The 21,546-nt window shown below is 59.0% G+C and carries 21 protein-coding genes; 7 read left to right on the top strand and 14 right to left on the bottom strand.

Annotated elements, in window-relative coordinates; genetic code table 11:
- Positions 1-112: 112 nt before the first annotated feature.
- The 3 genes from AC1DNI_RS08730 to AC1DNI_RS08720 form a co-directional block, all read right to left on the bottom strand.
- Positions 113-781 carry an exopolysaccharide biosynthesis protein gene (locus AC1DNI_RS08730; protein ID WP_091922164.1) on the bottom strand — a complete coding sequence of 223 codons (669 nt, stop codon included), beginning with the start codon at positions 779-781 and terminating at the stop codon, positions 113-115.
- A 70-nt stretch (positions 782-851) separates the two neighbouring features.
- Positions 852-1,433 carry a DUF4893 domain-containing protein gene (locus AC1DNI_RS08725; RefSeq protein WP_477691603.1) on the bottom strand — a complete coding sequence of 194 codons (582 nt, stop codon included), beginning with the start codon at positions 1,431-1,433 and terminating at the stop codon, positions 852-854.
- 38 nt (positions 1,434-1,471) lie between these two features.
- The gene (locus tag AC1DNI_RS08720; RefSeq protein ID WP_477691602.1) at positions 1,472-2,095 is read right to left on the bottom strand and encodes a DUF1638 domain-containing protein; all 624 of its coding nucleotides are present in this window, start codon (positions 2,093-2,095) and stop codon (positions 1,472-1,474) included.
- A 70-nt stretch (positions 2,096-2,165) separates the two neighbouring features.
- On the opposite strand from AC1DNI_RS08720, the gene AC1DNI_RS08715 reads away from it, so the two are divergent.
- Entirely contained in the window at positions 2,166-2,321 is a 156-nt protein-coding gene (locus AC1DNI_RS08715; RefSeq protein WP_091922446.1) for an entericidin domain-containing protein, read from the top strand.
- A 93-nt stretch (positions 2,322-2,414) separates the two neighbouring features.
- Here the strand turns inward: AC1DNI_RS08715 and AC1DNI_RS08710 are convergent, their stop codons facing one another.
- Positions 2,415-3,110, bottom strand: coding sequence for a corrinoid protein (locus AC1DNI_RS08710; protein ID WP_153668807.1), 696 nt, complete (start codon positions 3,108-3,110; stop codon positions 2,415-2,417).
- Positions 3,111-3,387: 277 nt separating this feature from the next.
- On the opposite strand from AC1DNI_RS08710, the gene AC1DNI_RS08705 reads away from it, so the two are divergent.
- The 3 genes from AC1DNI_RS08705 to AC1DNI_RS08695 all read left to right on the top strand — a co-directional run bounded on the left by AC1DNI_RS08705 (position 3,388) and on the right by AC1DNI_RS08695 (position 6,510).
- Entirely contained in the window at positions 3,388-4,974 is a 1,587-nt protein-coding gene (locus AC1DNI_RS08705) for a trimethylamine methyltransferase family protein (protein ID WP_027231795.1), read from the top strand.
- 122 nt (positions 4,975-5,096) lie between these two features.
- Positions 5,097-5,765: a hypothetical protein gene (locus tag AC1DNI_RS08700; protein ID WP_477691601.1), complete on the top strand. Its 669-nt coding sequence runs from the start codon at positions 5,097-5,099 to the stop codon at positions 5,763-5,765.
- Positions 5,766-5,904: 139 nt separating this feature from the next.
- The gene (locus tag AC1DNI_RS08695; protein ID WP_477691600.1) at positions 5,905-6,510 is read left to right on the top strand and encodes a PadR family transcriptional regulator; all 606 of its coding nucleotides are present in this window, start codon (positions 5,905-5,907) and stop codon (positions 6,508-6,510) included.
- A gap of 67 nt (positions 6,511-6,577) precedes the next feature.
- Here the strand turns inward: AC1DNI_RS08695 and bmt are convergent, their stop codons facing one another.
- Both bmt and AC1DNI_RS08685 read right to left on the bottom strand, forming a co-directional pair.
- A complete protein-coding gene (gene bmt, locus AC1DNI_RS08690) occupies positions 6,578-7,591 on the bottom strand; it encodes a betaine--homocysteine S-methyltransferase (RefSeq protein WP_091922156.1) in 1,014 nt (337 codons plus the stop codon).
- 108 nt (positions 7,592-7,699) lie between these two features.
- Positions 7,700-8,530, bottom strand: coding sequence for a helix-turn-helix domain-containing protein (locus AC1DNI_RS08685; protein WP_477691599.1), 831 nt, complete (start codon positions 8,528-8,530; stop codon positions 7,700-7,702).
- A gap of 223 nt (positions 8,531-8,753) precedes the next feature.
- Here AC1DNI_RS08685 and AC1DNI_RS08680 point away from each other — a divergent pair, with 223 nt between their 5' ends.
- Entirely contained in the window at positions 8,754-9,683 is a 930-nt protein-coding gene (locus AC1DNI_RS08680) for a fatty acid desaturase (RefSeq protein WP_477691598.1), read from the top strand.
- 6 nt (positions 9,684-9,689) lie between these two features.
- Positions 9,690-10,460 (top strand): phosphate/phosphite/phosphonate ABC transporter substrate-binding protein, encoded by a 771-nt coding sequence (locus AC1DNI_RS08675; protein ID WP_477691597.1) that lies wholly within the window; start codon positions 9,690-9,692, stop codon positions 10,458-10,460.
- Here AC1DNI_RS08675 and AC1DNI_RS08670 read toward each other — a convergent pair.
- From AC1DNI_RS08670 to AC1DNI_RS08650, 5 genes are all read right to left on the bottom strand, one after another.
- Positions 10,437-13,013, bottom strand: coding sequence for a GcvT family protein (locus AC1DNI_RS08670; RefSeq protein ID WP_477691596.1), 2,577 nt, complete (start codon positions 13,011-13,013; stop codon positions 10,437-10,439). The genes AC1DNI_RS08675 and AC1DNI_RS08670 overlap by 24 nt on opposite strands.
- Before the next feature lie 59 nt (positions 13,014-13,072).
- Entirely contained in the window at positions 13,073-14,653 is a 1,581-nt protein-coding gene (locus AC1DNI_RS08665; protein WP_477691595.1) for a trimethylamine methyltransferase family protein, read from the bottom strand.
- A gap of 236 nt (positions 14,654-14,889) precedes the next feature.
- Positions 14,890-15,963, bottom strand: a complete 1,074-nt coding sequence (locus AC1DNI_RS08660) for a quaternary amine ABC transporter ATP-binding protein (protein ID WP_091922145.1) — start codon at positions 15,961-15,963, stop codon at positions 14,890-14,892.
- Positions 15,956-16,843, bottom strand: coding sequence for an ABC transporter permease (locus AC1DNI_RS08655; protein ID WP_027231785.1), 888 nt, complete (start codon positions 16,841-16,843; stop codon positions 15,956-15,958). The genes AC1DNI_RS08660 and AC1DNI_RS08655 overlap by 8 nt, the downstream gene beginning before the upstream one ends.
- Before the next feature lie 132 nt (positions 16,844-16,975).
- Positions 16,976-17,980, bottom strand: a complete 1,005-nt coding sequence (locus AC1DNI_RS08650; RefSeq protein ID WP_027231784.1) for an ABC transporter substrate-binding protein — start codon at positions 17,978-17,980, stop codon at positions 16,976-16,978.
- A gap of 428 nt (positions 17,981-18,408) precedes the next feature.
- Here AC1DNI_RS08650 and AC1DNI_RS08645 point away from each other — a divergent pair, with 428 nt between their 5' ends.
- A complete protein-coding gene (locus tag AC1DNI_RS08645) occupies positions 18,409-18,711 on the top strand; it encodes a hypothetical protein (protein WP_477691594.1) in 303 nt (100 codons plus the stop codon).
- A gap of 194 nt (positions 18,712-18,905) precedes the next feature.
- On the opposite strand, the gene AC1DNI_RS08640 is transcribed toward AC1DNI_RS08645, so the two are convergent.
- The 3 genes from AC1DNI_RS08640 to AC1DNI_RS08630 all read right to left on the bottom strand — a co-directional run bounded on the left by AC1DNI_RS08640 (position 18,906) and on the right by AC1DNI_RS08630 (position 21,459).
- Positions 18,906-19,196, bottom strand: a complete 291-nt coding sequence (locus tag AC1DNI_RS08640) for a hypothetical protein (protein WP_477691593.1) — start codon at positions 19,194-19,196, stop codon at positions 18,906-18,908.
- A 180-nt stretch (positions 19,197-19,376) separates the two neighbouring features.
- Positions 19,377-20,267, bottom strand: coding sequence for a 3-hydroxyisobutyrate dehydrogenase (mmsB, locus tag AC1DNI_RS08635; protein WP_477691592.1), 891 nt, complete (start codon positions 20,265-20,267; stop codon positions 19,377-19,379).
- Positions 20,268-20,292: 25 nt separating this feature from the next.
- The gene (locus tag AC1DNI_RS08630) at positions 20,293-21,459 is read right to left on the bottom strand and encodes an isobutyryl-CoA dehydrogenase (RefSeq protein ID WP_477691591.1); all 1,167 of its coding nucleotides are present in this window, start codon (positions 21,457-21,459) and stop codon (positions 20,293-20,295) included.
- Positions 21,460-21,546: the final 87 nt, after the last annotated feature.

Below are 21,546 nucleotides of genomic sequence, written 5' to 3'. Positions count from 1 at the left end.
CAACCTCCGATAACGACCCTTTTGCCGGAATATCAGGGGTTAAGCTTGCTATCTCACGACGCGGGACCACTCAAATGCGACGTCACTCATTTGCGCTTTTGCGACAGGCAAATCAGAAGGGCCAGAACGTCGCGGCGTAGCTGACTGCGCTTGCCGCAGCAAAGGCGACACCGAAGACAATGCTCATCGAGATAAGGCCAAGGGCGAGGCCGGCAACCATCAGCCTGCCGTCGCGCTCACACAGCGCAATGCCGATGATGACGGTGGCCAGCGCCGGCAGCCAGTTCGACAACGGCATGGGAATAACGACCGACATGCCGAGAATGGTGGTGAAGACGCCAAGCCAGCGGTCGCCCTGACGGCGGCCGAACGGCCAGTTGCGTGGCCGGATAAAGCGCTCCAGCCACTGCAACCAGGGAACGACCTTGTCGGAAACAAGCCGGAAACGCTCGGGCGAAATGGTCTTGTCGCGCATGAATGAAGGAAGCCACACGGATTCGCGGCCCATGACCATCTGCACCGAAAGAAGCACGAGCGGTATACCGGTAATGACGCCTGTTCCAGGTGGCAGCGGCAACAGGTTCAAGATGGCGAAGAAGGTGAGGAGCGCGGCGAAGCTGCGATCGGTGAAGGCGTCTTCCAGCTCGGCGAACGATACTGGCTCCGTTGCCGACCGCGCCAGGTCCTCGAAGACCTGGGACAGGGAGCGGGGATCGTTGTCGGCCGCATGCAAATCAGGCTTGTGCGGCTTTATTTCGTTGTTAGCGTCGATGGCGGCCATCTTATCGTCGAAGGTTCAAGTTTCGACGCATATGGCGCGGCAATGGTGACATTGCAATGACGAAAGTGTCTCAGCGCCTGAGTTCAATGATGTCCATGAGGGATTCGAGCGCGGGGGCTGGAAACTCGATGCGGAACTCGTTTTTGCCGGTACGATAGGCGTAGCCGACCTGATCGGTATCGGGCCCGGCGCCATAGCGTTTAGGCTTTTCGCCTGCAACATAGCCGACGCCGAGATAGGTCAGGCGCTTGTCGCTCTCTGTGTAGAAGCGGCCCTTGGTGCGCTGCGAACCGCTGGTTTTCTCAAGCATCCAGCCGGATCCGTCGTCCGTAACGCGGCATTTGAACCAACCATAGACGGTTAGCGGCGGTTGCTTGCCAAGCTTGATGGTGCGGCATTGCCAATTGCCCACCATATCGAAGCCTTCATTGAAGGCGAGCGTCGGCTTGACGAGAACCCCATCAAGTTGCGCCACATCGCCTGAAGTGCCGCCCTTCCTCGCCGCATCGACAGCAGCGGTTCGCGTCGCTTCATATTTATCGAGCCGCGCCTGGTCCGATTTGGTGATCAGCCGTGTGATCTCGCCATCTGCAAGCGCACTGGCAGGCAACAACAGGCAGAAGATCGTGGCGAGGGCGGCGCGACAGGTCATGAGGGCTCCTTGGAAGGCGTGGGGTTTGCGGTGCGCGTCTAAAGGGTTGCGGCTGCGGTCAGGGCCGGGATCAGATCGCCATAGCCGGTGAGGCGGCGCTCATAGGCAAGACCCAGAAAAGCTGCGGCGGCCTCGGCCTTGCGGCTGAGCGCCGGATCATCGGTTTGCGCCATGTAGATCATCTTGGTGTAATTGCTGAAATACATGTCGCGCAGTTCGGGGTGACGGTCGAGGCCAAGCGGCTTCACCATGAAGGCCTCGAAATGCCTTGCGAGGAAATCGGTCATGAAGAACGATGTCATGTCATCCTCCCACTGCGCACCGAAGGCTGCATTGCCGGCGTAGAAGGAAAAACAGTGCGGACCTTCGATCCGCTCGACACCATGCTTCTCACACACTCGGTCGAGAAGGCCTCCGGTGCCGCAATCCGCATAGCCAACGAAAATACGGTAAATGCCCGCCGCCTTCGCCTTGACTATGGCGCGATCCACAGCAGGAGCAATCTTGTCCGGGTAATGGTGATAGATCGCCGGCAGGCATTTCAAATCGATATGGTGAAGGCCGAATTGCTCCTGGATGGCAAGAATTTCGCGCGCAATCATGCCGCAGGCGATGACGCGCACGGTCTGTGTTGATTTCGTTGACTTTTGTTGAAGAGTCATGGAACCGATGATGCTCTATCGCGTTATCCGACCGTTGAATTTCATTTTAGCAGAACGGGAGACACAATCCATGAAACTATCACATATCGTTCCGATTGCCGCTGTACTTGCTGTTGTTGCACTTGCAGGTTGCGCAAATACCATACGCGGCGTGGGCGCCGATGCAGCCAACACCGTTAATGCCACACAGAACGCCGGCCATCGCGTCGCCAAGGCTGCCAACTAATCTGTTGATTCAGATTAATTTTATTACTTAGTAGTCTATTCTTTATAGATGTTCTGAAAACGGCCGCGCCTGTCGCGGCCGTTTTCATATTCGTCAAGCGGAAAGCTGGTTGTGCTTGCGCTTCATGTAGGATTTGGCTGTTTCAACCGCGACGGCCGCATCGCGGCAATAGGCGTCAGCGCCGACAGCCTTGCCGAATTCCTCATTGAGCGGCGCGCCGCCGACGAGAACGACATAGTCGTCGCGAATGCCTTTTTCCTTCATCGTGTCGATGACGACCTTCATATAGGGCATGGTCGTCGTCAGCAGGGCCGACATGCCGAGAATGTCTGGCTGATGCTCTTCGATGGCGGCGAGGTAGTTCTCGACGGGATTGTTGATGCCGAGGTCGATCACGTCAAAGCCGGCGCCTTCCATCATCATGCCGACGAGGTTCTTACCGATGTCGTGAATGTCGCCCTTGACGGTACCGATGACGAGCTTGCCCTGTTTCGGCGCTCCGGTCGCTGCAAGCAGCGGGCGCAGAATGAACATGCCGGCCTTCATCGCATTGGCCGAGAGCAGGACTTCGGGGACGAACAGGATGCCGTCGCGGAAATCCTCGCCGACGATGCGCATGCCTTCGACGAGCGCCTCCGTGAGGACCCTGTAGGGTACCCAGCCGCGCTCAAGCAGAATGTTGGTGCCTTCCTCGATCTCTTCCTTCAACCCGTCATACAGATCGTCATGCATTTGCTCGACGAGTTCATCGTCCGAAAGCTCCGAAAGAATGATTTCATCATCGGCCATGGGTCTGCTTCCTTTCAAGCGTTATGCACAGGTCCGTAGCACAGAGCGACACTGGATAATATGGGTGCTTTGTCGCCCGCTGGCATTCGTTTAACATATCGGGCAAGTTGCTGAAAACGCATTGCTTAAAAGCGACCTTGTAAATGACGAAAACGACCGGATGTTTGTCTCCGATGCGCCATCACGTGCCGCACACGGAAACGCCCCCGCAGGCATGACGGTTAGGATTTGGTCTGATTGATTGGAAGTCTGCGCTTCGTGCGCCTGGAGAAAGACAATGATTGAGGAAACACCCGTCGATGCACCCGCGGAAACCGACACCGGCGGCGGACGCCGCAGTCGTGGCGCCAGTGGTGGCGCTGCCGCTCGTCGTGCGGCACGTTCCGGCGGTGGTCCCGGCAAGTCGCTGACTTATATCACGCGCAAGATTCGCACCTACGAAGTGCTCGATGAAGAAGGACTGGCGCTGATCGAGGCCAATGCCGACACGGTGCTCGAAGAGACCGGCATCGAATTTCGCGACGACGCGGAAGCACTCGCGCTGTGGAAGGAAGCCGGCGCCGATATCAAGGGCGAGCGCGTCCATTTTCCCAAAGGGCTGCCGCGGTCGCTTTTGAAGACTGCGCCCTCTATCTACACGCAGCACGCGCGCAATCCCGAGCGTTCGGTCCAGATCGGCGGCGACGCGACGGTATTTGCGCCCGTCTACGGTCCGCCTTTCGTGCGCGACCTCGACGGCAATCGCCGCTACGCGACGATCGAGGATTTCAATAATTTCGTCAAACTCGCCTATATGGCGCCGTCGATCCATCATTCGGGCGGTACGGTGTGCGAACCGGTCGACGTGCCGGTCAACAAGCGCCATCTCGATATGATCTATGCCCATATCAAATATTCCGACAAGCCGTTCATGGGCTCGGTGACTGCGCCCGAGCGCGCCGAAGATACGATCGCCATGTGCAAGCTCGTATTCGGCGAGAACTATCTCGACGAAAATACGGTTTTGACCAGCCTGATCAATGCGAACTCGCCGATGGTGTTCGACGAGACGATGCTCGGTGCCCTGAAGGTCTATGCCCGCAACAACCAGGCGTGCATCGTTACGCCGTTCATCCTTGCCGGCGCGATGAGCCCGGTGACTGTTGCCGGCACGCTCACCCAGATCCTGGCCGAAGTGCTGGCCGGAGCGGCCCTGACGCAGCTCATCCGGCCGGGCGCGCCGGTCATTTTCGGCACGTTCGCTTCGTCGATTTCCATGCAGTCGGGCGCGCCGACCTTCGGCACTCCGGAGCCGTCGCTGGTCTCCTATGGTGCCGCACAGCTCGCTCGCCGCCTTGGCCTGCCATTCCGCACCGGCGGCTCGCTTTGCGCTTCCAAGGTTTCGGACGCGCAGGCCGCCTATGAAAGCGCCAATACGCTGAATTCGACCCTGCTCGCCGGCACGAACTTCGTCCTCCATTCGGCCGGCTGGCTCGAAGGCGGCCTGGTATCGTCCTATGAGAAGTTCATGATGGATATCGACCAGCTCGGCATGGCGCAGAAGTTTGCGGCCGGCGTCGATCTTTCGGAGAACGGCCAGGCGATGGACGCCATCCGCCAGGTCGGACCCGGAAGCCACTATCTCGGTTGCGACCATACGCAGGCGAATTTCCAGACGGCCTTCTACCGCTCGAACATTGCCGACAACAACTCTTACGAGCAGTGGCTGGCCGAGGGCGAAAAGCGCGCCGACCAGCGCGCCAACGAACTCGCACGGCGCTGGCTCGATTCCTATGAGGCCCCGTATCTCGATCCGGCAATCGATGAATCTCTGAACGAGTACATCGCCAAGAAGAAGGCCTCGATGCCCGACGCTTTCACTTGAAAGAAGCCCGAGGACGGCCGGGCTAAAGTGGCCAATCTGATCCATAAGGAAGTCTGGGCCTCCGCAATCAAGGGTTCGGGCGAGGGATGAGCTTACATTCATGGCAACGGGCGGTGACGCCGATGCTTGATACGATCGCCGCCGCGCTGGAACCCCACGGGCTTGTTCCACGCGGCGGCTTCGTATTCGGCGCAGCAGATGACACCCCGGTCCTGCCTGATGGCAGGCGAGCCCGAAGCGTCGTTCTTGTCGGTCATTTCGGCTCGTCGATCTGGCCAGCTTTCACTGCCTGGCGTCGGGACAATCCAGGGGCAGCCAATCCGCTCGATACGTGGTCGAAGCAGGTCCTCAACGCGATTGCCAGCGAATTTGGCGGGTATGCCGTCTTCCCCTCGGACCGACCTTATCTGCCGTTCCAGCAATGGGCGATGCGCGCGGAAGGGTTGCGGCCGTCACCGCTGGGCCTGTTGATCCACCCGCAATATGGTCTCTGGCAGGCATTTCGCGGTGCACTCCTGTTTCGGCAATCCATCGCTTTTGCACCGCTCCATGAGAACGGGCATCCATGCGACGTCTGTGCGTCAAAACCGTGTCTCAGCGCATGCCCCGTCGATGCTTTTGACGGCGAAACTTATGCCGTGAAGCGCTGCCGCGATTATCTCGCAACGGAGCCCGGCCAGACCTGCAGGGAAGGCGGCTGTCTTGCCCGGCTCGCGTGCCCGGTCGGACGGCAATACGCCTACCTTGGCGATCAGCAGCGCTTCCATATGACCGCCTTCGCGCGTTCGTAAGCATTATCTCAAACAGAAATTTCGTCCTAGCTTCAATATGTTGACTACGCTTACTGTCAAAAGATATATCTTTGACTTGAATAAAGATATATCGTTTGTTAGATATAACGCATTGAAGTACTAACTAGGAGAAATTCCCATGCATAATCATTGCAGACACAATCACGGCCATGACGGCGATCACTGGTCGCGGATGGACAGGATGGCAGGCTCTCACGAAGGCGGCGGACGTTTCGGCGGTCGTGGTCGCCGCGGGCCTTTCGGCCGGCATCGTGGCGGCCCCTTTGGCGGACGCGGTCCGCGCATGTTCGATCCGGGCGCACTGCGTCTCGTCGTTCTTGGCCTGATCGCGGAGGAGCCGCGTCACGGCTATGACGTCATCAAGGCTCTCGAGGCGCGGTTCGAGGGCGCCTATAGCCCAAGCCCGGGTGCGATCTATCCGATGCTGCAGATGATGGAGGAGGCGGATCTCGTTACCTCCAGCACCAACGGCAACAAGCGACTCTATACGATTACCGAGCAGGGCCTGGCTTATCTCGAAGAGAACCGCCCCGAACTCGACAAGATTAACGCGCAGCTCGACGACGCTTCCGGCGAAATACGCGGAGCGGCACTCGGAGAGGAGATGCACGCCTTACGCTTTGCGCTCCATTCAAAGCTGCGCAGTGGTTCGCTTAACGCGGAAAAGGCCGAGCAGCTACGCGAAATCCTCAAGAGGGTCCGTCGCGAGATCGAAGATCTCTGACACCTGTGAAAGCCAACAAAAAACCGGCAGCCTGCGCTGCCGGTTTTTTTTCTTCAAAGTGCGTTGACTATCCGCGGCGCCCGCGACGCTCACGCTTCGGCGTATCGTCCGCATGGGCAGCGAGCTTGTTGCGCATCGGTCCGATGGTCTCGATGATCGTCTCGACAGTCGGGCGCGGACCGCTGGTGTGGCTGTCGAGCGCCTTGCGCATGGCGGCGAGATGCTCGAACGAGGTTCCGCAGCAGCCGCCGACGATCTTGGCGCCGCCGTCAATTGCGAGGCGAGCATAGTTTGCCATCAGATCGGGCGTGCCCGAATAGAAGATTTCCGAGCCGCGGAATTCAGGGATGCCGCAATTGCCCTTGATGACGATCGTCGCTTCGGGATTTGCTTCGCTCATATCGAGAAGCGAGGCAAGGATATCGGATGCGCCGACGCCGCAATTGGCGCCGACCGCGACGGGCTTTGCTTCCAGGCCTTCGGCAACGCCGTGGATTTCCTTGGGCGGCAGGCCCATCATCGTCTTGCCGGCCGTGTCGAAAGAGCCGGTATAGACGTAAGGCAAGCCGACCTTGACCGCAGCTTCGGCAGCGGCGCGAATTTCGCCCGGCGCCGACATTGTTTCGATCCAGGCGACATCGACGCCGCCGGCCTTGAGGCCTTCCAGTTGCTCGGTAAAGGCTGCGACGGCATCTTCCTCGGTGAGCGCGCCAAGCGGGACAAGCAGTTCACCGGTCGGACCGACCGAGCCCGCGACAATGACCTTGCGGCCGGCATTGTCTGCGACTTCGCGCGCCAGTTCGGCCGCCTTCTTGTTGAGCTCGAAGACGCGGTCCTGGGCATGATGCAATTTCAGGCGATGCCGTGTCCCGCCGAAGGAATTGGTAAGGATGATATCGGCGCCGGCATCGACGAAGCCCTGGTGCAGGGCAGTGATCTTTTCAGGCTTGGCTTCGTTCCAGAGCTCCGGAGCTTCACCCGCTTCCAGGCCCGATGCAAACAGGTTCGTGCCTGTCGCGCCATCGGCAAGGAGAACACCCTTTTCGGCAATAAGGTCGGCAAGCGGATTGTGAATGGTCATGGGAACGTCCCTTAAAACAAGTTAGATAACCATATAAGGAAGTCTTTATATGTGGTCAATGCTTCTTTGCGACATCGGCGCTCGCGAGCGGTCGCAAACCGCAAAGCGCTAGGTGACCTTGAGCGACGAGATATAGGCCGCCACCTCATGGGCATTGACCTTGGCGACGCGGATCAGCCCATCAAAGTGTCGCTGCATGGTGAGCACGGCCTCGGTCGTATAGAGCACGAGGTACATCTCGCCGACGAAGATGGCGGCGCGGTAGGGGCCGAATACCGTATAGGGCACCGAATAGCGCTCGCGCCCATCGTACAGATAGAGGCGAAACGAGGGATAGAGTTCATCCACCAGCGACGCCATATGTTCGAGTTGCTCGACACGGACCTTGCGCGGCAGGTCACTCCAGAGACTGCAGCCCGCGGCGAAATCGTGCAAGGTCTGGAACGGCATGCATACTTCCATGTCCGTACCGGGTTGGCGGTTATAGTCGAGGCGGAACGCCGTTTCGCTCATCTGTATGGCGGGATCGCGATGGACCATCAGGGTTTCATAGGCGATCACCGCTTGCGTGCGCAGAAGATCGGGGATGCGGGCAGGCACATAACGTATCTTCGTGCCTGTGGCTTCGGCATGCCATTTGACCAGCAAGGTCTGGTTGTCGAACCCTTCCTCGATTTCAAGGCTTGGTCGCAGTTCGCCGGTAATACCCTCGTCCTGGCTGAGGCCAAGCAGCCAGTCAAGCGATACGGAATGCCGTTCGGCGATGTTGAGCAGCGTTTCCACGCGGGGCAGGCGGGTCGATTGCCCGGAGAGCAACTGGGAGAGCGCAGAGCGGTCTATGCCAACGGAAGCCGCGAACGCGGACTGGTTTTCACCGCTGCGGGCAAGAAGACTCTTGATCCGCTCCTGAAAAAGCCGTGCAAGGTCGCGCTTGTCCATGAAAACACCCGGTCGTTGATAATATACAACAAGTGCGCCATTTGGTGACCAAAATCAACACTTTCTCACAATAATCGCATTGCTGACAGTTCCTGACAATGAGACCATGAAAATCATGGAATCAGAAAGACATACCGAAATACCCGCCTCCCGATCTCAACACCCGCGAAAACACCCCGGCATTGAGTGGCCAACCATTGCGCTTCTCACAGCATGCTATGGAATGTGGTTCATAGGGGGATATTATCTCTATCCGAGCCTGCCAATCGTCGCGCTGGCGCTCATGGGGCTTGCCGTCGCGTTCCATTCTTCCTTGCAGCATGAAGCCCTTCATGGTCATCCGACGCGCAGTGGCATGATCAATGAACTCCTCGTTTCGCTGCCGCTCGGCCTTGTCTTTCCCTATCGCCGCTACAAGCATCTGCATCTCAAGCACCATGCGGACGAGCGCTTGACCGATCCCTACGATGATCCCGAAAGCTATTACCGTGCGCTCGGTGACTGGGAAAAACTGCCGGGCTTTGTCAAAGCATTGCTCAATTTCAACAATTCGCTGGTCGGCCGCGTTGTCATCGGCCCGTTTCTCATGGTTGTCGGTTTCGTCATCACCGAGATCAAGCTCATAAGGGGCGGCGACAAGAAAACGCAGACGGCATGGGTGCTACATGGCCTTGGCCTTGTGCCGATGCTCGCGATCGTATGGTTTGTCTTCGGAATTCCCGTTTGGCTCTACGCGTTGACGTCGGTCTATCTGGGCCTGGCGATCATCTCGATCCGCAGCTACTGCGAACATCAGTGGTCGGAACGCCCGGACGGGCGGACGGTTATCGTCGAAAAATCGCCCTTGGCATTGATCTTCCTTAACAACAATCTTCACTTCGTCCATCATAAGCGTCCGACTGTACCTTGGTACGATTTGCCGGGGCTCTACAGCGAACAGCGTGATGAATGGCTGAGGATGAATGGCGGCTATGTCTTCCGCAATTACTTCGAGATCTTACGTGCCTATGCATTCAGACAGAAGCAGGATGTTGTTCACCCGGTGCTGCGCCGCGAACCGGCTCCCGGCCGCGCTTTCCGGCCTCGGGCACATGGCATCAGCTTGCAGGGCGGTTCGACCGTTCCCATTCCAGCCGAGCCTCCCAAAGAGTAGCTGCGCATGACGTTGATTGCGGCCTTGCCGATGTATGACTGGCCGGAGATGCAATCGGAGCTTCATGCGCAATGGCAAAGAATGCGCGGCGTGCTGCTTGAAAATGGATATGACGCGCCGGAAAAGCTCGTTTCCCGCAATGGCGACCTTCCGGCGGTTCCAGGCGGAATTAGAGACCGGTCAGGCAATTTGATTGCGCCTGACCCAGCTACGCTGCCTCCCGACGAACTCGACCTGCCGACCTTGTGGCTCCACCCGGCATTGCTGATTACACAAACATGCTGGGGGCCGATGGAACTCGGGATCCAATCCCATGTTCATCTTGCAGGTCAGGATGACTATTCGGGCATTGAGGGCGGGGACGGCGCGCTTTACTCGAGTGCGCTCGTCATGCGGCGCGCCGAGGGGCGGGCGGCAGTCGCTGCCCCGGAAGATGGCAAGCCCCTACTGCCGCTGGAACTGCTTCGCGGCAAACGCTTCGCCTTCAACAGCCACGATTCGATGTCGGGCTACCTGGCGCTGCAACGCGACCTGGTGGCGTCCGGTGAATCACTTGCGATATTTGGCGGCGAACTCCAGACCGGCGGACACCGCGCCTCGGTGGCTGCTGTGGCGTCCGGCAAGGCGGACATAGCCGCCATCGACTGCAAATCCTGGGCAAGAAGCCAGCGCTTCGACGCGGCAGCAGCCACACTTGCCGTTGTCGGCTGGACCGGCAGGCGCAAGGGCCTGCCGTTTATTTCCGCACTTCCGCTACCCGCGCATCTTTTCGCCTGAGGGATCGAACGGTGGCTCGAGATTAATGCGGGCGGGGCGCCGAACACCGAGAATCTCTACCTCGAACAGGCCATTGGATTCGTTTGATGCGAGTTCCGCCGGCACGTAACCCTGCGCCATCGAATGCTGGACGAAATGGGCGTAGCCACCGGACGTGACCCAGCCGACAACGCGCCAGTCACCCTGCACGGCGCCCTTGTCACTGGCATCCGAGACGACAGCACCGGACGCGTCGAAGCGGGGAGCGCCGACGCCATGGCCCGCCTGGACCGTACCGTAATCCTTGGAGACCTTGGCCCAGATCGGCTCGTCGCCCATCACGTCGGCGGCGCCTTCGCCGTGCGGAACATCAATGAGGAAGGAAACCCGGCGTAGCTTCGTGCTGGTGCCGGCGTCAAACTCAGCCTTTTCCCTGGCGGCATGTTCGCGGCCGATGAATTCGTTCTTCGACAGCTTGATGAAGCGATCCATCGATCCCTCATAACCGCCATAGATGGGGCGAAGCTCGCGGAACCACGTGGGGAAGTTCTTTTCGAGCCGCATGGAGAGCAGGGCGCGCATGCCGAAATCGACAATGCCGAACGCCGCGCCCTCGTCCTTGATCGCCTTGTAGACGAGGCGCTGATAGGCGGGTTCCATCCAGATTTCGTAGCCTAGGTCACCCGTATAGGAAATGCGGTTGACCTTGCACGGCGCGCCGCCAACGGCCATTTCGCGGAAATCCATGAACCGGAAGGCGGCATTCGACACGTCTTCATCGACGAGTTTGGCAAGGAGGTCGCGCGACTTCGGCCCGGCAATCGCAAGACCGACGAGTGTCTGGTCGAAGCGATGGATATGCACTGAGCCATCCTTCGGCTGCTGCTTCTGGAACCAGCGCATGTGATAGCGCTGGGCGGCAGACGAACCCCAGATCAGGAAGCGGTCATCGGCCGCCTTGGCGATGGTGAAGTCGCCGATGAGCTTGCCCTCTTCGTTGAGCATGGGCGTCAGGACGAGCCGTCCAACTTTCGGCATCGTATTCGTCATCAGGCGCGACAGGAATGCTTCGGCGCCGCTGCCGGTTACTTCATACTTGGCAAAGTTGGCAATCTCGGTGACGCCGACGCCGGCGCGTGTCGCCCTTACCTCGTTACCGATATGCTCGAAATCGTTGGAGCGATGATAGGAGACGATGTCGCGTGCTTCAGTGCCCTTAGGCGCGAACCAGAGCGGGGTTTCAAGGCCCCAGGAATCGCCCATGATGGCATTCTGCGCCAGCATCGTGTCGTAGAGCGGCGTGGTTTGCTGCGGCCGTGCTGCGGGCAGTTCCTCGTTGGGGAAACGGATCGAGAAGCGCCGCGAATAGTTCTCGCGCACCTTGGCGTTGGTGTAGCGCAGCGTCGCCCATTCGCCGAAACGCGCCACGTCCATGCCCCAGACGTCGAAGCCTGGTTCGCCATGAACCATCCAGTTGGAGAGCGCGAGCCCGACGCCGCCGCCCTGGCTGAAGCCGGCCATGACGGCGCATGCCGTCCAGTAATTGGTAAGGCCGGGTACTGGGCCGACCAGAGGATTGCCATCCGGCGCAAAGGTGAAGGGGCCGTTGATGATCTGCTTGATACCTGCCTTCTCGATACCGGGGAAATGCTTGAAGCCGACTTCGAGGGAAGGGGCGATGCGGTCGAGATCGGGCGCCAGAAGCTCATGGCCGAAATCCCATGGCGTGTTGACCGGAGACCAAGGCTTTGCTGCCTTCTCATAGGTGCCGAGCAAGATGCCGTTCCGCTCCTGACGGGTATAGATCTCGCCCTTGAAATCCATGACGCCGATGAGTTCGCGGCCCGTGGATTTATTGAATTCCATAACCTCCGGAACGTCTTCGGTGAGAAGGTACATGTGCTCCATGGCAAGGACCGGCAGTTCCAGCCCGACCATGCGCCCGACTTCGCGGGCCCAGAGACCACCGCAGTTGACGACGTGCTCCGCCTTCACGGTGCCCTGTTCGGTGACGACGTTCCACGTGCCGTCGCTATCCTGCGTAAGTTCGACGACGCGGTTGCGCAGGGTGATTTCAGCACCGAGCTTGCGCGCGGCCTTGGCATAGGCATGGGTTGTACCGGAAGGGTCGAGATGGCCCTCGACCGGGTCCCACATGGCGCCGACGAAATTCGTCTCGTCCATCAGAGGGAACATGGCCTTGGCTTCCGATGGCGTGATCAGCTCCGTATCCATGCCGAGATAGCGGCCGCGCGCGTGGGCGAGCCGCAAGAAATCCATGCGCTCCGGCGAATCCGCCATCATGACGCCGCCCGTCAAATGCAGGCCGCAGGACTGTCCGGAAAGCTCCTCGATTTCCTTGTAGAGACTGACCGTATAGGCCTGAAGCTTGGCGACGTTGGGATCGCCGTTGAGCGTATGGAAACCGCCGGCGGCGTGCCAGGAGGAGCCGGACGTCAGTTCCGAGCGTTCGATCAGCATCACATCGGTCCAGCCGGCGCGCGCAAGGTGGTAAAGCACCGAACACCCAACGACGCCACCGCCGATGACAACTGCTTTAACGTGCGATTTCATACTCTTATGCCTCGTATGTGGAAAAGTGATTCAATGCGTTGAGACTTCGATTCAAGCGATCAGAAATCCGTTGGGGCGCCGCCTTCTGATTTGCGGCGGGCCACGAAGGCGTTGATGGCCTCTTCGACGGCAGGGTCGATTTCCGGCTTCTGGTAGGTTGCAAGGCGCTCCTTCCAGATGCGGTTGGCCTTCTCGATCGCAATCGGCGAGCCAGCCTCCTGCCAGGTTTCATAATTGCGCCAGTCGGAGATGATCGGTGCGTAGAAGGCGGTCTTGTAGCGCGACTGTGTATGGGCGGTGCCGAAGAAATGGCCGCCAGGGCCGACGTCGCGCATGGCATCGATGCCGAGCGCGTCTTCGGAAAGATCGAGCGGCGTCAAGAACTCGGCCACCATCTGCAGGAGGTCGAAATCGAGGATCATCTTCTCATAGGAGCAGCTAAGGCCGCCTTCGAGCCAGCCGGCGGAATGCAGCATGAAGTTGCCACCGCCCTGGATGGCGCCCCAGAGGGAGAAGACAGATTCGTAGGCGGCTTGCGCGTCCACGGTATTGGCGGCGCAGACATTGGAGGTGCGATAGGGAATACCGTAGCGGCGGGCAAGCTGGCCGCCGACCAATTGCGCCTTCATATATTCGGGCGTGCCGAAGGCCGGCGCGCCGGACTTCATGTCGACATTGGACGTAAAGCCGCCATAGCCGACGGGCGCGCCTTTCCTGACCATCTGCGTGAACGAAATGCCGGCAAGCGCTTCCGCGTTCTGCTGCACGAGGGCACCGGCAATCGTCACCGGAGCCATGGCGCCGGCGAGGGTAAAGGGCGTTACGATGACGATCTGGCCATTGCCCGACATCTGGATGATGCCTTCCATCATCGGTATGTCGAGCTTGAGCGGCGAATTGGTATTGATGATCGTATAGCAGGAAGGCTCCTGCAGAAGCTGTTCGTGGCTGACGCCGCGCGCGAGGCGGGCGATCTCGATGCCGTCCTGATTGCGCTCCTTGCCGAGCGAATAGATGTGGAACGCCTTGTCGCTGAGCGTCGCAAGGTCGCGGATGCATTCGAGATGCCGCACGGACGGGTGAATATCGATCGGTTCGACCGGATAGCCGCCGGTCGTGTTGATGATATTGTGCATCTGGGCGAGCTTGATGAAACTACGGAAGTCGGCCTGGTTGCCGGAGCGCCGGCCATTGTCGGTATCCGAGCAGTTCGGCGCCGAACCCATCTGCGCGAAGATGAGATTATTGCCGCCGAAGCGGACATTGTGGGCCGGGTTGCGGGCATGCAGCGTAAATTCGGATGGCGCATGGCCGACATATTCGAGAATCATGTCCTTGTCGAAGCGAACCCGCATCGAGCCGGGGCGAACGTCAGCGCCGGCGCTCTTCATGATTTCGCGCGCGCCGTCATGCAGAACCTCGACGCCGATTTCCTGCAGGACCCGCAGCGAAGCGTCGTGGATCGATTCGAGTTCGTCGTCCGAGACGATCTTGGTCGGGGTGAACGGAATTTTCAGCTGGCGAAACGGCGGCTGGTCGAAGGCTCCGCTTTCGGTGCTGCGCGGCCGCGCTCGTCCGCCCCGTCGTCCGTGATCCCGCGCTGACGTGTTGGTTTCGATCTCGATTGCCGGTTCGCTCATTGCCCATGCCCTTCGCTTGCACGTCTTGCGTGCGCTGTTGCCACTATCGCCAGAGCGGCATTGTGCGTGCGCGGCGTGAGCGACGCTGAGCGCAAAGGAAGCGACATGGTGTGGGGTGGGTCGCTGGGGCCAGAGTTGGGCCAATCAAGGGCGGTTCTTGGAGTTCGTCCACACCCCCTCTGTCCTGCCGGGCAAAGGGGGGTGAAACGACCCCACATATAGGAACTACAGTATGCCTACTCCGCAGCCGCCTTCGACGTCAGGTGGCTGATTGGCGTAACCATCGCCTGGATCAGATTGTTCATGCTGATGACGCCGGTCGGCTTGCCATTGTCATCGATGATCGTCGCATATTGCTGGTTGGCGTCGGTCATCGTCTTGGCGGCTTCCTCGAGGATCGTGCCGGTGCGCACGGTGACGCCGCCACTCGTGGCCGGAGCGCCCGCTGGCGTTGCGATCGTATCGACCATGATGACGCGGCCGCGATTCACTTCCTTGACGAAGTTGGAAATGTATTCGTCCGCGGGCTGCAACACGATGTCCTGGCCGGTGCCCTGCTGCACTACCTCGCCGTCGCGCAGGATGGCGATGCGATCGCCGAGGCGTAGCGCCTCATCGAGATCGTGAGTGATGAAGACGATCGTCTTGCGGATTTCCTTCTGGAGGTCGAGAAGCACCGACTGCATGTCCATGCGAATGAGCGGATCGAGCGCCGAGAAGGCTTCGTCCATCAGGAGGATCGGTGCGTCGTTGGTCAGCGCACGGGCAAGACCAACACGCTGCTGCATGCCGCCCGACAACTGGTTGGGGTAGTGGCCCTCAAATCCCTTGAGGCCGACACGCTCGATCCAGCGACGCGCCTGTGCTTCCTGCTTGTCGCGGGGAAGCCCCTGGATCTCGAGGCCGTAGACCGTGTTGTCGAGGACGGTGCGGTGGGGAAGCAGCGCGAACTTCTGGAACACCATCGCGGTCTTGTGGCGACGAAATTCGCGCAGATCGTTCTGGTTCATCTTGCAGACATCGGCGCCGTCGATGATCACCTCGCCGGAAGTCGGATCGATAAGGCGGTTGATGTGGCGGATAAGGGTCGATTTACCGGACCCTGAAAGCCCCATGACAACCTGTATGCAGCCCGCCGGCATGTCGATGTTGATGTCCCTGAGGCCGAGTACGTGCCCATGCTGTTCGTTAAGCTCGGTCTTGGACATGCCCTTCTTGACGGCTTCGACGTAACTGACGGGTCTCTGGCCAAAAATCTTGTAGAGATTCTTGATCTTGATGCCTGCACCCTGGACCGAACGATCAGCCATGGACCACCTCCTGATGCTTCTGAAGACGCTTGCCATAGGCCTGACTAACGCGGTCGAAAATGATGGCGATGCCGACAATGGCAAGACCGTTGAAAAGCCCGAGTGAGAAGAACTGCCCGTTGACTGAGCGCAGCACCGGCTGACCAAGGCCCTGGACGCCGATCATCGAAGCGATGACAACCATCGCCAGAGCCATCATGATGGTCTGGTTGATACCGGCCATGATTGTCGGGAGGGCAAGGGGGATCTGCACGTTCTTGAGGCGTTGCCAACTTGACGAACCGAACGCATCCGCGGCTTCGAGGACGTCCTTGTCGACGAGCCGGATACCGAGATTGGTGAGGCGGATCATTGGCGGGATGGCGTAGATCACCACCGCTATGAGGCCGGGGACCTTGCCGATGCCGAGAAGCATGACGACGGGGATAAGGTAGACGAAGCTCGGCATCGTCTGCATCACGTCGAGAATGGGATTGACCACGCGCTGGAAGCTGTCCGACCGGGCCATGATGATGCCGATCGGAATGCCGACGAAGATCGAAACGACGGTGCCGACGAAGATCATGGCGATGGTCTTCATCGCATCGCTCCACATGTCGAAATAGCCGATGAGGAGGAGCGTGATGATGGTGCCGGCAACGATCTTCCAGTTACGGCTGGCGATCCAGGCGATGCCTCCGATCAACAGCAGCATGATCGGCCACGGCGTCGTCGTCATGAAGCGCTCGGCTTCAATGAGGAAATACTGCAGCGGCTGAAAGAACGATTCGATGATGTCGCCATATTCGCGGGTGAAGGCCTTGAAGCCTTCATCCATGGCCTTCTTGAGGTTGCGCAGCGTGTCATCATTCATGTTCGGGAATGAATAGAACCAATCCATGTTGGTATCCCCTTCATTGGGCCATCGAGGCTCGTTCTCTCTAATGACCGAAGCGCTGGACGATTATACGTTCAGCCTGTTCCAGCGAGGTAATGGATTGCGGCAGGACCGGTGCCCTGCCGCAAAACATTATTATTGTACGGCAGCCTTGATCTTCTCGGCGGCTTCCGGAGAGACCCACTTGGACCAGGTCGCCTCGTTGTTTTTCAGATAGTACTTGGCGCCATCTTCGCCTGTCGCCTGATTGTCGACCATCCATGCAAGAAGCTTGTTGGCTTCCTCGGTCGAGATCTGGCGCTTCTTCAGATATTCGAAGGCATCGCCGGCGCTATCGGCAAACTTCTTGGTGACGATGGTATAGATATCAGCCTTTGGCCAGCCATTCGGCTTTGGATCCGGGCAATCGGCGATGGCGTTGCAGCGGTTCCATTCCTTTTCATCCCACGCCACGCCATTGTCGAGCTTGACCATCGGATACTTGCCGAGAATGGCAGTCGGACCCCAATAATAGCCGAGCCAGGGTTCCTTGCGCTCATAGGCCTTGGCGATCGAGCCATCGAGGCCCGCAGCCGAACCCGTATCGACAAGGGTGAAGCCGTGCTTGTCGCCCTCAAAAGCCTTGTAGAAGTTCGTCGTCGTGATCTGGCAAGCCCAGCCCGACGGGCAGTTGAAGACGGCGCCCTTCTTCGGATCTTCCGGAGCAGGGAACAGTTCTGGATGCTTCATGGCATCGGCAATGGTCTTGATATCGGGGTGGGCATCCGCGAAATATTTGGGGATCCACCAGCTTTCCGTGCCGCCTTCGGTGATCGCCGGTGCAGCGTAGACGAGCTTGTTTTCCTTGACCGCCTTTTCAAGCGGCTCGCGGACGGCATTGAGCCAGCCCTCGGGGGCGATGTCCGGTTGACCCTTTTCGATCATGGATGTGAAGGTTGGGACAGTATCGCCGGCTACGAGCTCGGCGTCGCATCCATAGCCTTCGCTCAGGATGATCTTATCGAGATTGGCAAGTGCCTCGGCCGATTGCCAGTTCATGTTGGCAATAGTAACGGTGCCGCATTCCGCAGCCGAAGCCGACGCGGAGTAGCCGAAAAACCCAGCGGCAATCAGAAAAGTTGAAGCAAGCAGCTTCTTCATGTTCTTTATCTCCCACTCTTTGACAGTTCACCCGGTAACGAATTCTAACTTGGTACTGCCTTACCTAGTCGTTCGCTTATGTGCCATTTGGCATTCTTATCCCGTCAGAATGCAATGGAATCATCGAATTAATGCGGTGTATCGCGACAAGCCCTGTCGATATAGCGACGCCGGGATAAAGGACGCGACACCAAACGGCACATGGCTCCATCAGGTATCGTAACAAGGGTTTAAACGAAAGATCAACGCTTTAGACGATCTGCCTGCACGATCGGCGGATTTGACTGCCTCGATCCGACCCCTACCGATATTTTCCGCACGGCATGAAACCATTTTGCCCGCCGAAGGTTTGCAATGGGCCTGCCAAAGAAAAGGAACTCCCGATAAAATCTGCGCTCAAGACCGGACGCCAAACCCGTGACCTGCAATTGGCATCGATGGTAATTGCCATGCGCGTGCCGATGATGATGCTGGAGGCGATGAGCGAGAAGGGTGGCGGCGCAGAAACGCACCGCGCCGTTTCAGAAAAAGTCGCGGCGTCCGTAGATGGAGTCGTTTCCGCGCAGATTTCTCTCATGAACTCCGCAGCGACGTTCTGGTTTGACGTCATGCGCGGCAGGTCGCCCGCAAGCCTCGTTTCCGAAGCCGCCAATAAGGCTGCCGCAGCGGCATTGCGGCCGGGTAGAAAGACGTTGCAGGCAAACTACAAACGACTTGTTCGCGGGAGCTGAACAGCTTCTCCGTTAGCGTCACGCTTGGTTTTCGACGGTGATTTTTTAAAACTTACCTTTCTGTAAGGGCGAGGTATGCGCTTCCGGCATGGTGACCATGCAAAAATGCAAGGGTTCCTGCTGTAAATGCGACATGCCATGGCGAAATTTCGTGATCAAACTTTGAGCAAAAAGCGCATTTGAGCGGCAACAACTCATTTCCTTTCGAGGTCGCCAAAATGCTCTACATTTTCAATCGCAATAACCGCGTGCACATTTCGTGGAATGCAACCGAAAAGCGCAACGCTCCGTCCAGCAATGCGAAGAGCGGTATCGGCTCGGCATTGTCCTTCATCTGGACCCGTTCGGCCGGCTAATCGATCGACGAGACGGCATGTGAACCGCTGCCTTTTAGGTGGCGGTTTTTCTTTGCTCGGAATTTCGAAGGGATGCAAAAAAACCGCCCCGTTCACGAGGAACAGCGCGGTTTTTGCCAATTTACGCATGGCAGTTCTGCCGAACTCAACGCGGGCAGAAAATTACAGCTCCGGTACGCGGTACCTGATCCGGAGCGGGGAACAGGTTTGACCCTGCTCGCCCGTAAAGTTTTAGCCGGACATCGTTACCGCGAGGTTATCGAGAGCTTAAGCAAATCTAAATTTGCGACTTTTCCGCCAGGATTGTGGTCAGGCTTCGCGCTTGGCGGCGCGCAGATAATTGATAATGCCGGAGAAATCCGATCCTTCATTGCCCGCTGCCCCAAACTCGGCATAAAGCGCCTCGGCATGGGCGCCGAGCGGCGTCGCTGCACCAACACTTGTCGCCGCCTCCTGCGACAATTTAAGGTCCTTGAGCATGAGCGCGGCAGCAAAGCCCGGCTTATAGCCATTGTTGGCCGGAGAGGTCGGCACCGGTCCCGGTACCGGACAATAGGTCGTCAGCGACCAGCATTGGCCGGAAGATGTGGAGGCAACGTCGAACAGCGCCTTGTGTGACAGCCCAAGCTTCTCGGCCAGCGTGAAAGCTTCGCTGACACCGATCATCGAAATGCCGAGGATCATGTTGTTGCAGATCTTGGCCGCCTGGCCGTTGCCCGCTTCGCCGCAATGAACGATCCGTCCGGCCATCGGTTTCAGGATCGGTTCGGCTTTAACGAAGGCTTCATCGGAACCGCCCACCATGAAGGTGAGGGTGCCCGCCGCCGCGCCGCCAATGCCGCCTGAGACCGGTGCATCGACGGACAGCAGTCCGTTCTCCGCGGCGATTGCATGCGCCTTGCGGGCGGAGTCGACGTCGATCGTCGATGAATCGATGAACAGCGCGCCGCTTCGTCCTCCCTTGGCAACCGCCTCGTAGACCGAAAGCACGTGCTTGCCGGCCGGGAGCATCGTGATGACGACATCGGCTCCGGCGACGGCGGCCTCGGCATTATCTGCAATCGTTACGCCGTTGCCCCGCGCGGTATCGAGATTTTCGGGCATGAGATCGAACCCAAGTACCTTATGGCCCGCCTTGACGAGATTGGCGGCCATCGGATTGCCCATATGTCCAAGGCCGATAAAAGCGACAGTCGTCATCGCACTTCTCCCTCAATTTGAAATTTCAACGGCCCGTCATGTGCCGCGCGATGATTATTCGCATGATTTCATTCGTGCCTTCCAGGATCTGGTGCACCCGCAAGTCACGCACCAGTTTCTCCACGCCATAGTCGTGCAGGTAGCCATAGCCGCCATGGATCTGCAGAGCGTCGTTGGCGATATCGAACCCCTTGTCGGTGACGAAGCGCTTGGCCATGGCGGACCATTTGGAAGCGTCATGGGCTTTGCGGTCAAGCTTCGATGCCGCCGTGTAGAGCAGCATGCGGGCAGCCGAAAGCTCTGTCTCCATATCGGCAAGCTTGAACTGAAGCGCCTGGAACTGATTGATCGCCTTGCCGAACGCCTTGCGCTCACTCGCATAGACCAGCGCCTTGTCGAGGGCCGATTGCGCGCCGCCAAGCGAGCATGCCGCAATGTTGAGCCGCCCGCCGTCGAGCCCGCCCATGGCAATGCGGAAGCCGTCACCTTCCTCGCCGAGCCGGTTGGCAACTGGGATACGGCAGTTCTCGAAGATGACCTGGCGGGTGGATTGGGCGTTCCAGCCCATCTTGTATTCATTGGCGCCAAATGAAAGGCCAGGCGCATCTTTAGGCACGACCAGCGCAGAGATGCCTTTCGGTCCATCCTCGCCGGTGCGCACCATCGTCACGTACAGGTCGGAATCGCCGGCGCCCGAAATGAACTGCTTGGCGCCGTTGAGGATATAGTGATCGCCCTCACGCAGCGCGCGGGTCTTCAGGGCGGCGGCATCGGAGCCGGAGTTCGGCTCGGTCAGGCAATAGCTCGCAAGCCACTCCATCGAGGTCAGGCGCGGCACGAAGCGTTGACGTTGCTCCTCGCTGCCGAACGTGTCGATCATCCACGCGCCCATGTTGTGGATGGAGATGAATGCCGAGAACGCCGGACAGGCGGCGGCGAGCGCCTCGAAGATCAGCACGGCATCGAGCCGTTTCAGGCCTGAACCACCGACATCCTCGCGCACGTAGATGCCGCCCATGCCGAGCGGTCCGGTCTCGCGGATGACATCGGCGGGGAAATGCTTGTCGCGATCCCACGCCAGCGCGTTCGGCGCGACGCGGTCGGCGGCGAAGGCGCGCGCCATGTCCTGGATCGCCAGTTGATCCTCATTGAGTTCGAACTGGCCAGCGGTCGAATCAACGCTACTGTCCATGGCACCCTCCCTGCATTTCTTATTGCCTGCCACTCTATCCCAAGCTTCCCGGGGCGCAACGTCCAAGGCAGGACTAGGAAGAGAAAG

It is taken from the genome of Phyllobacterium sp. 01N428 (assembly GCF_056399405.1).
Note: the sequence above shows the minus strand (reverse complement) of the source record. Positions and strands in the feature narration are given on the sequence as shown.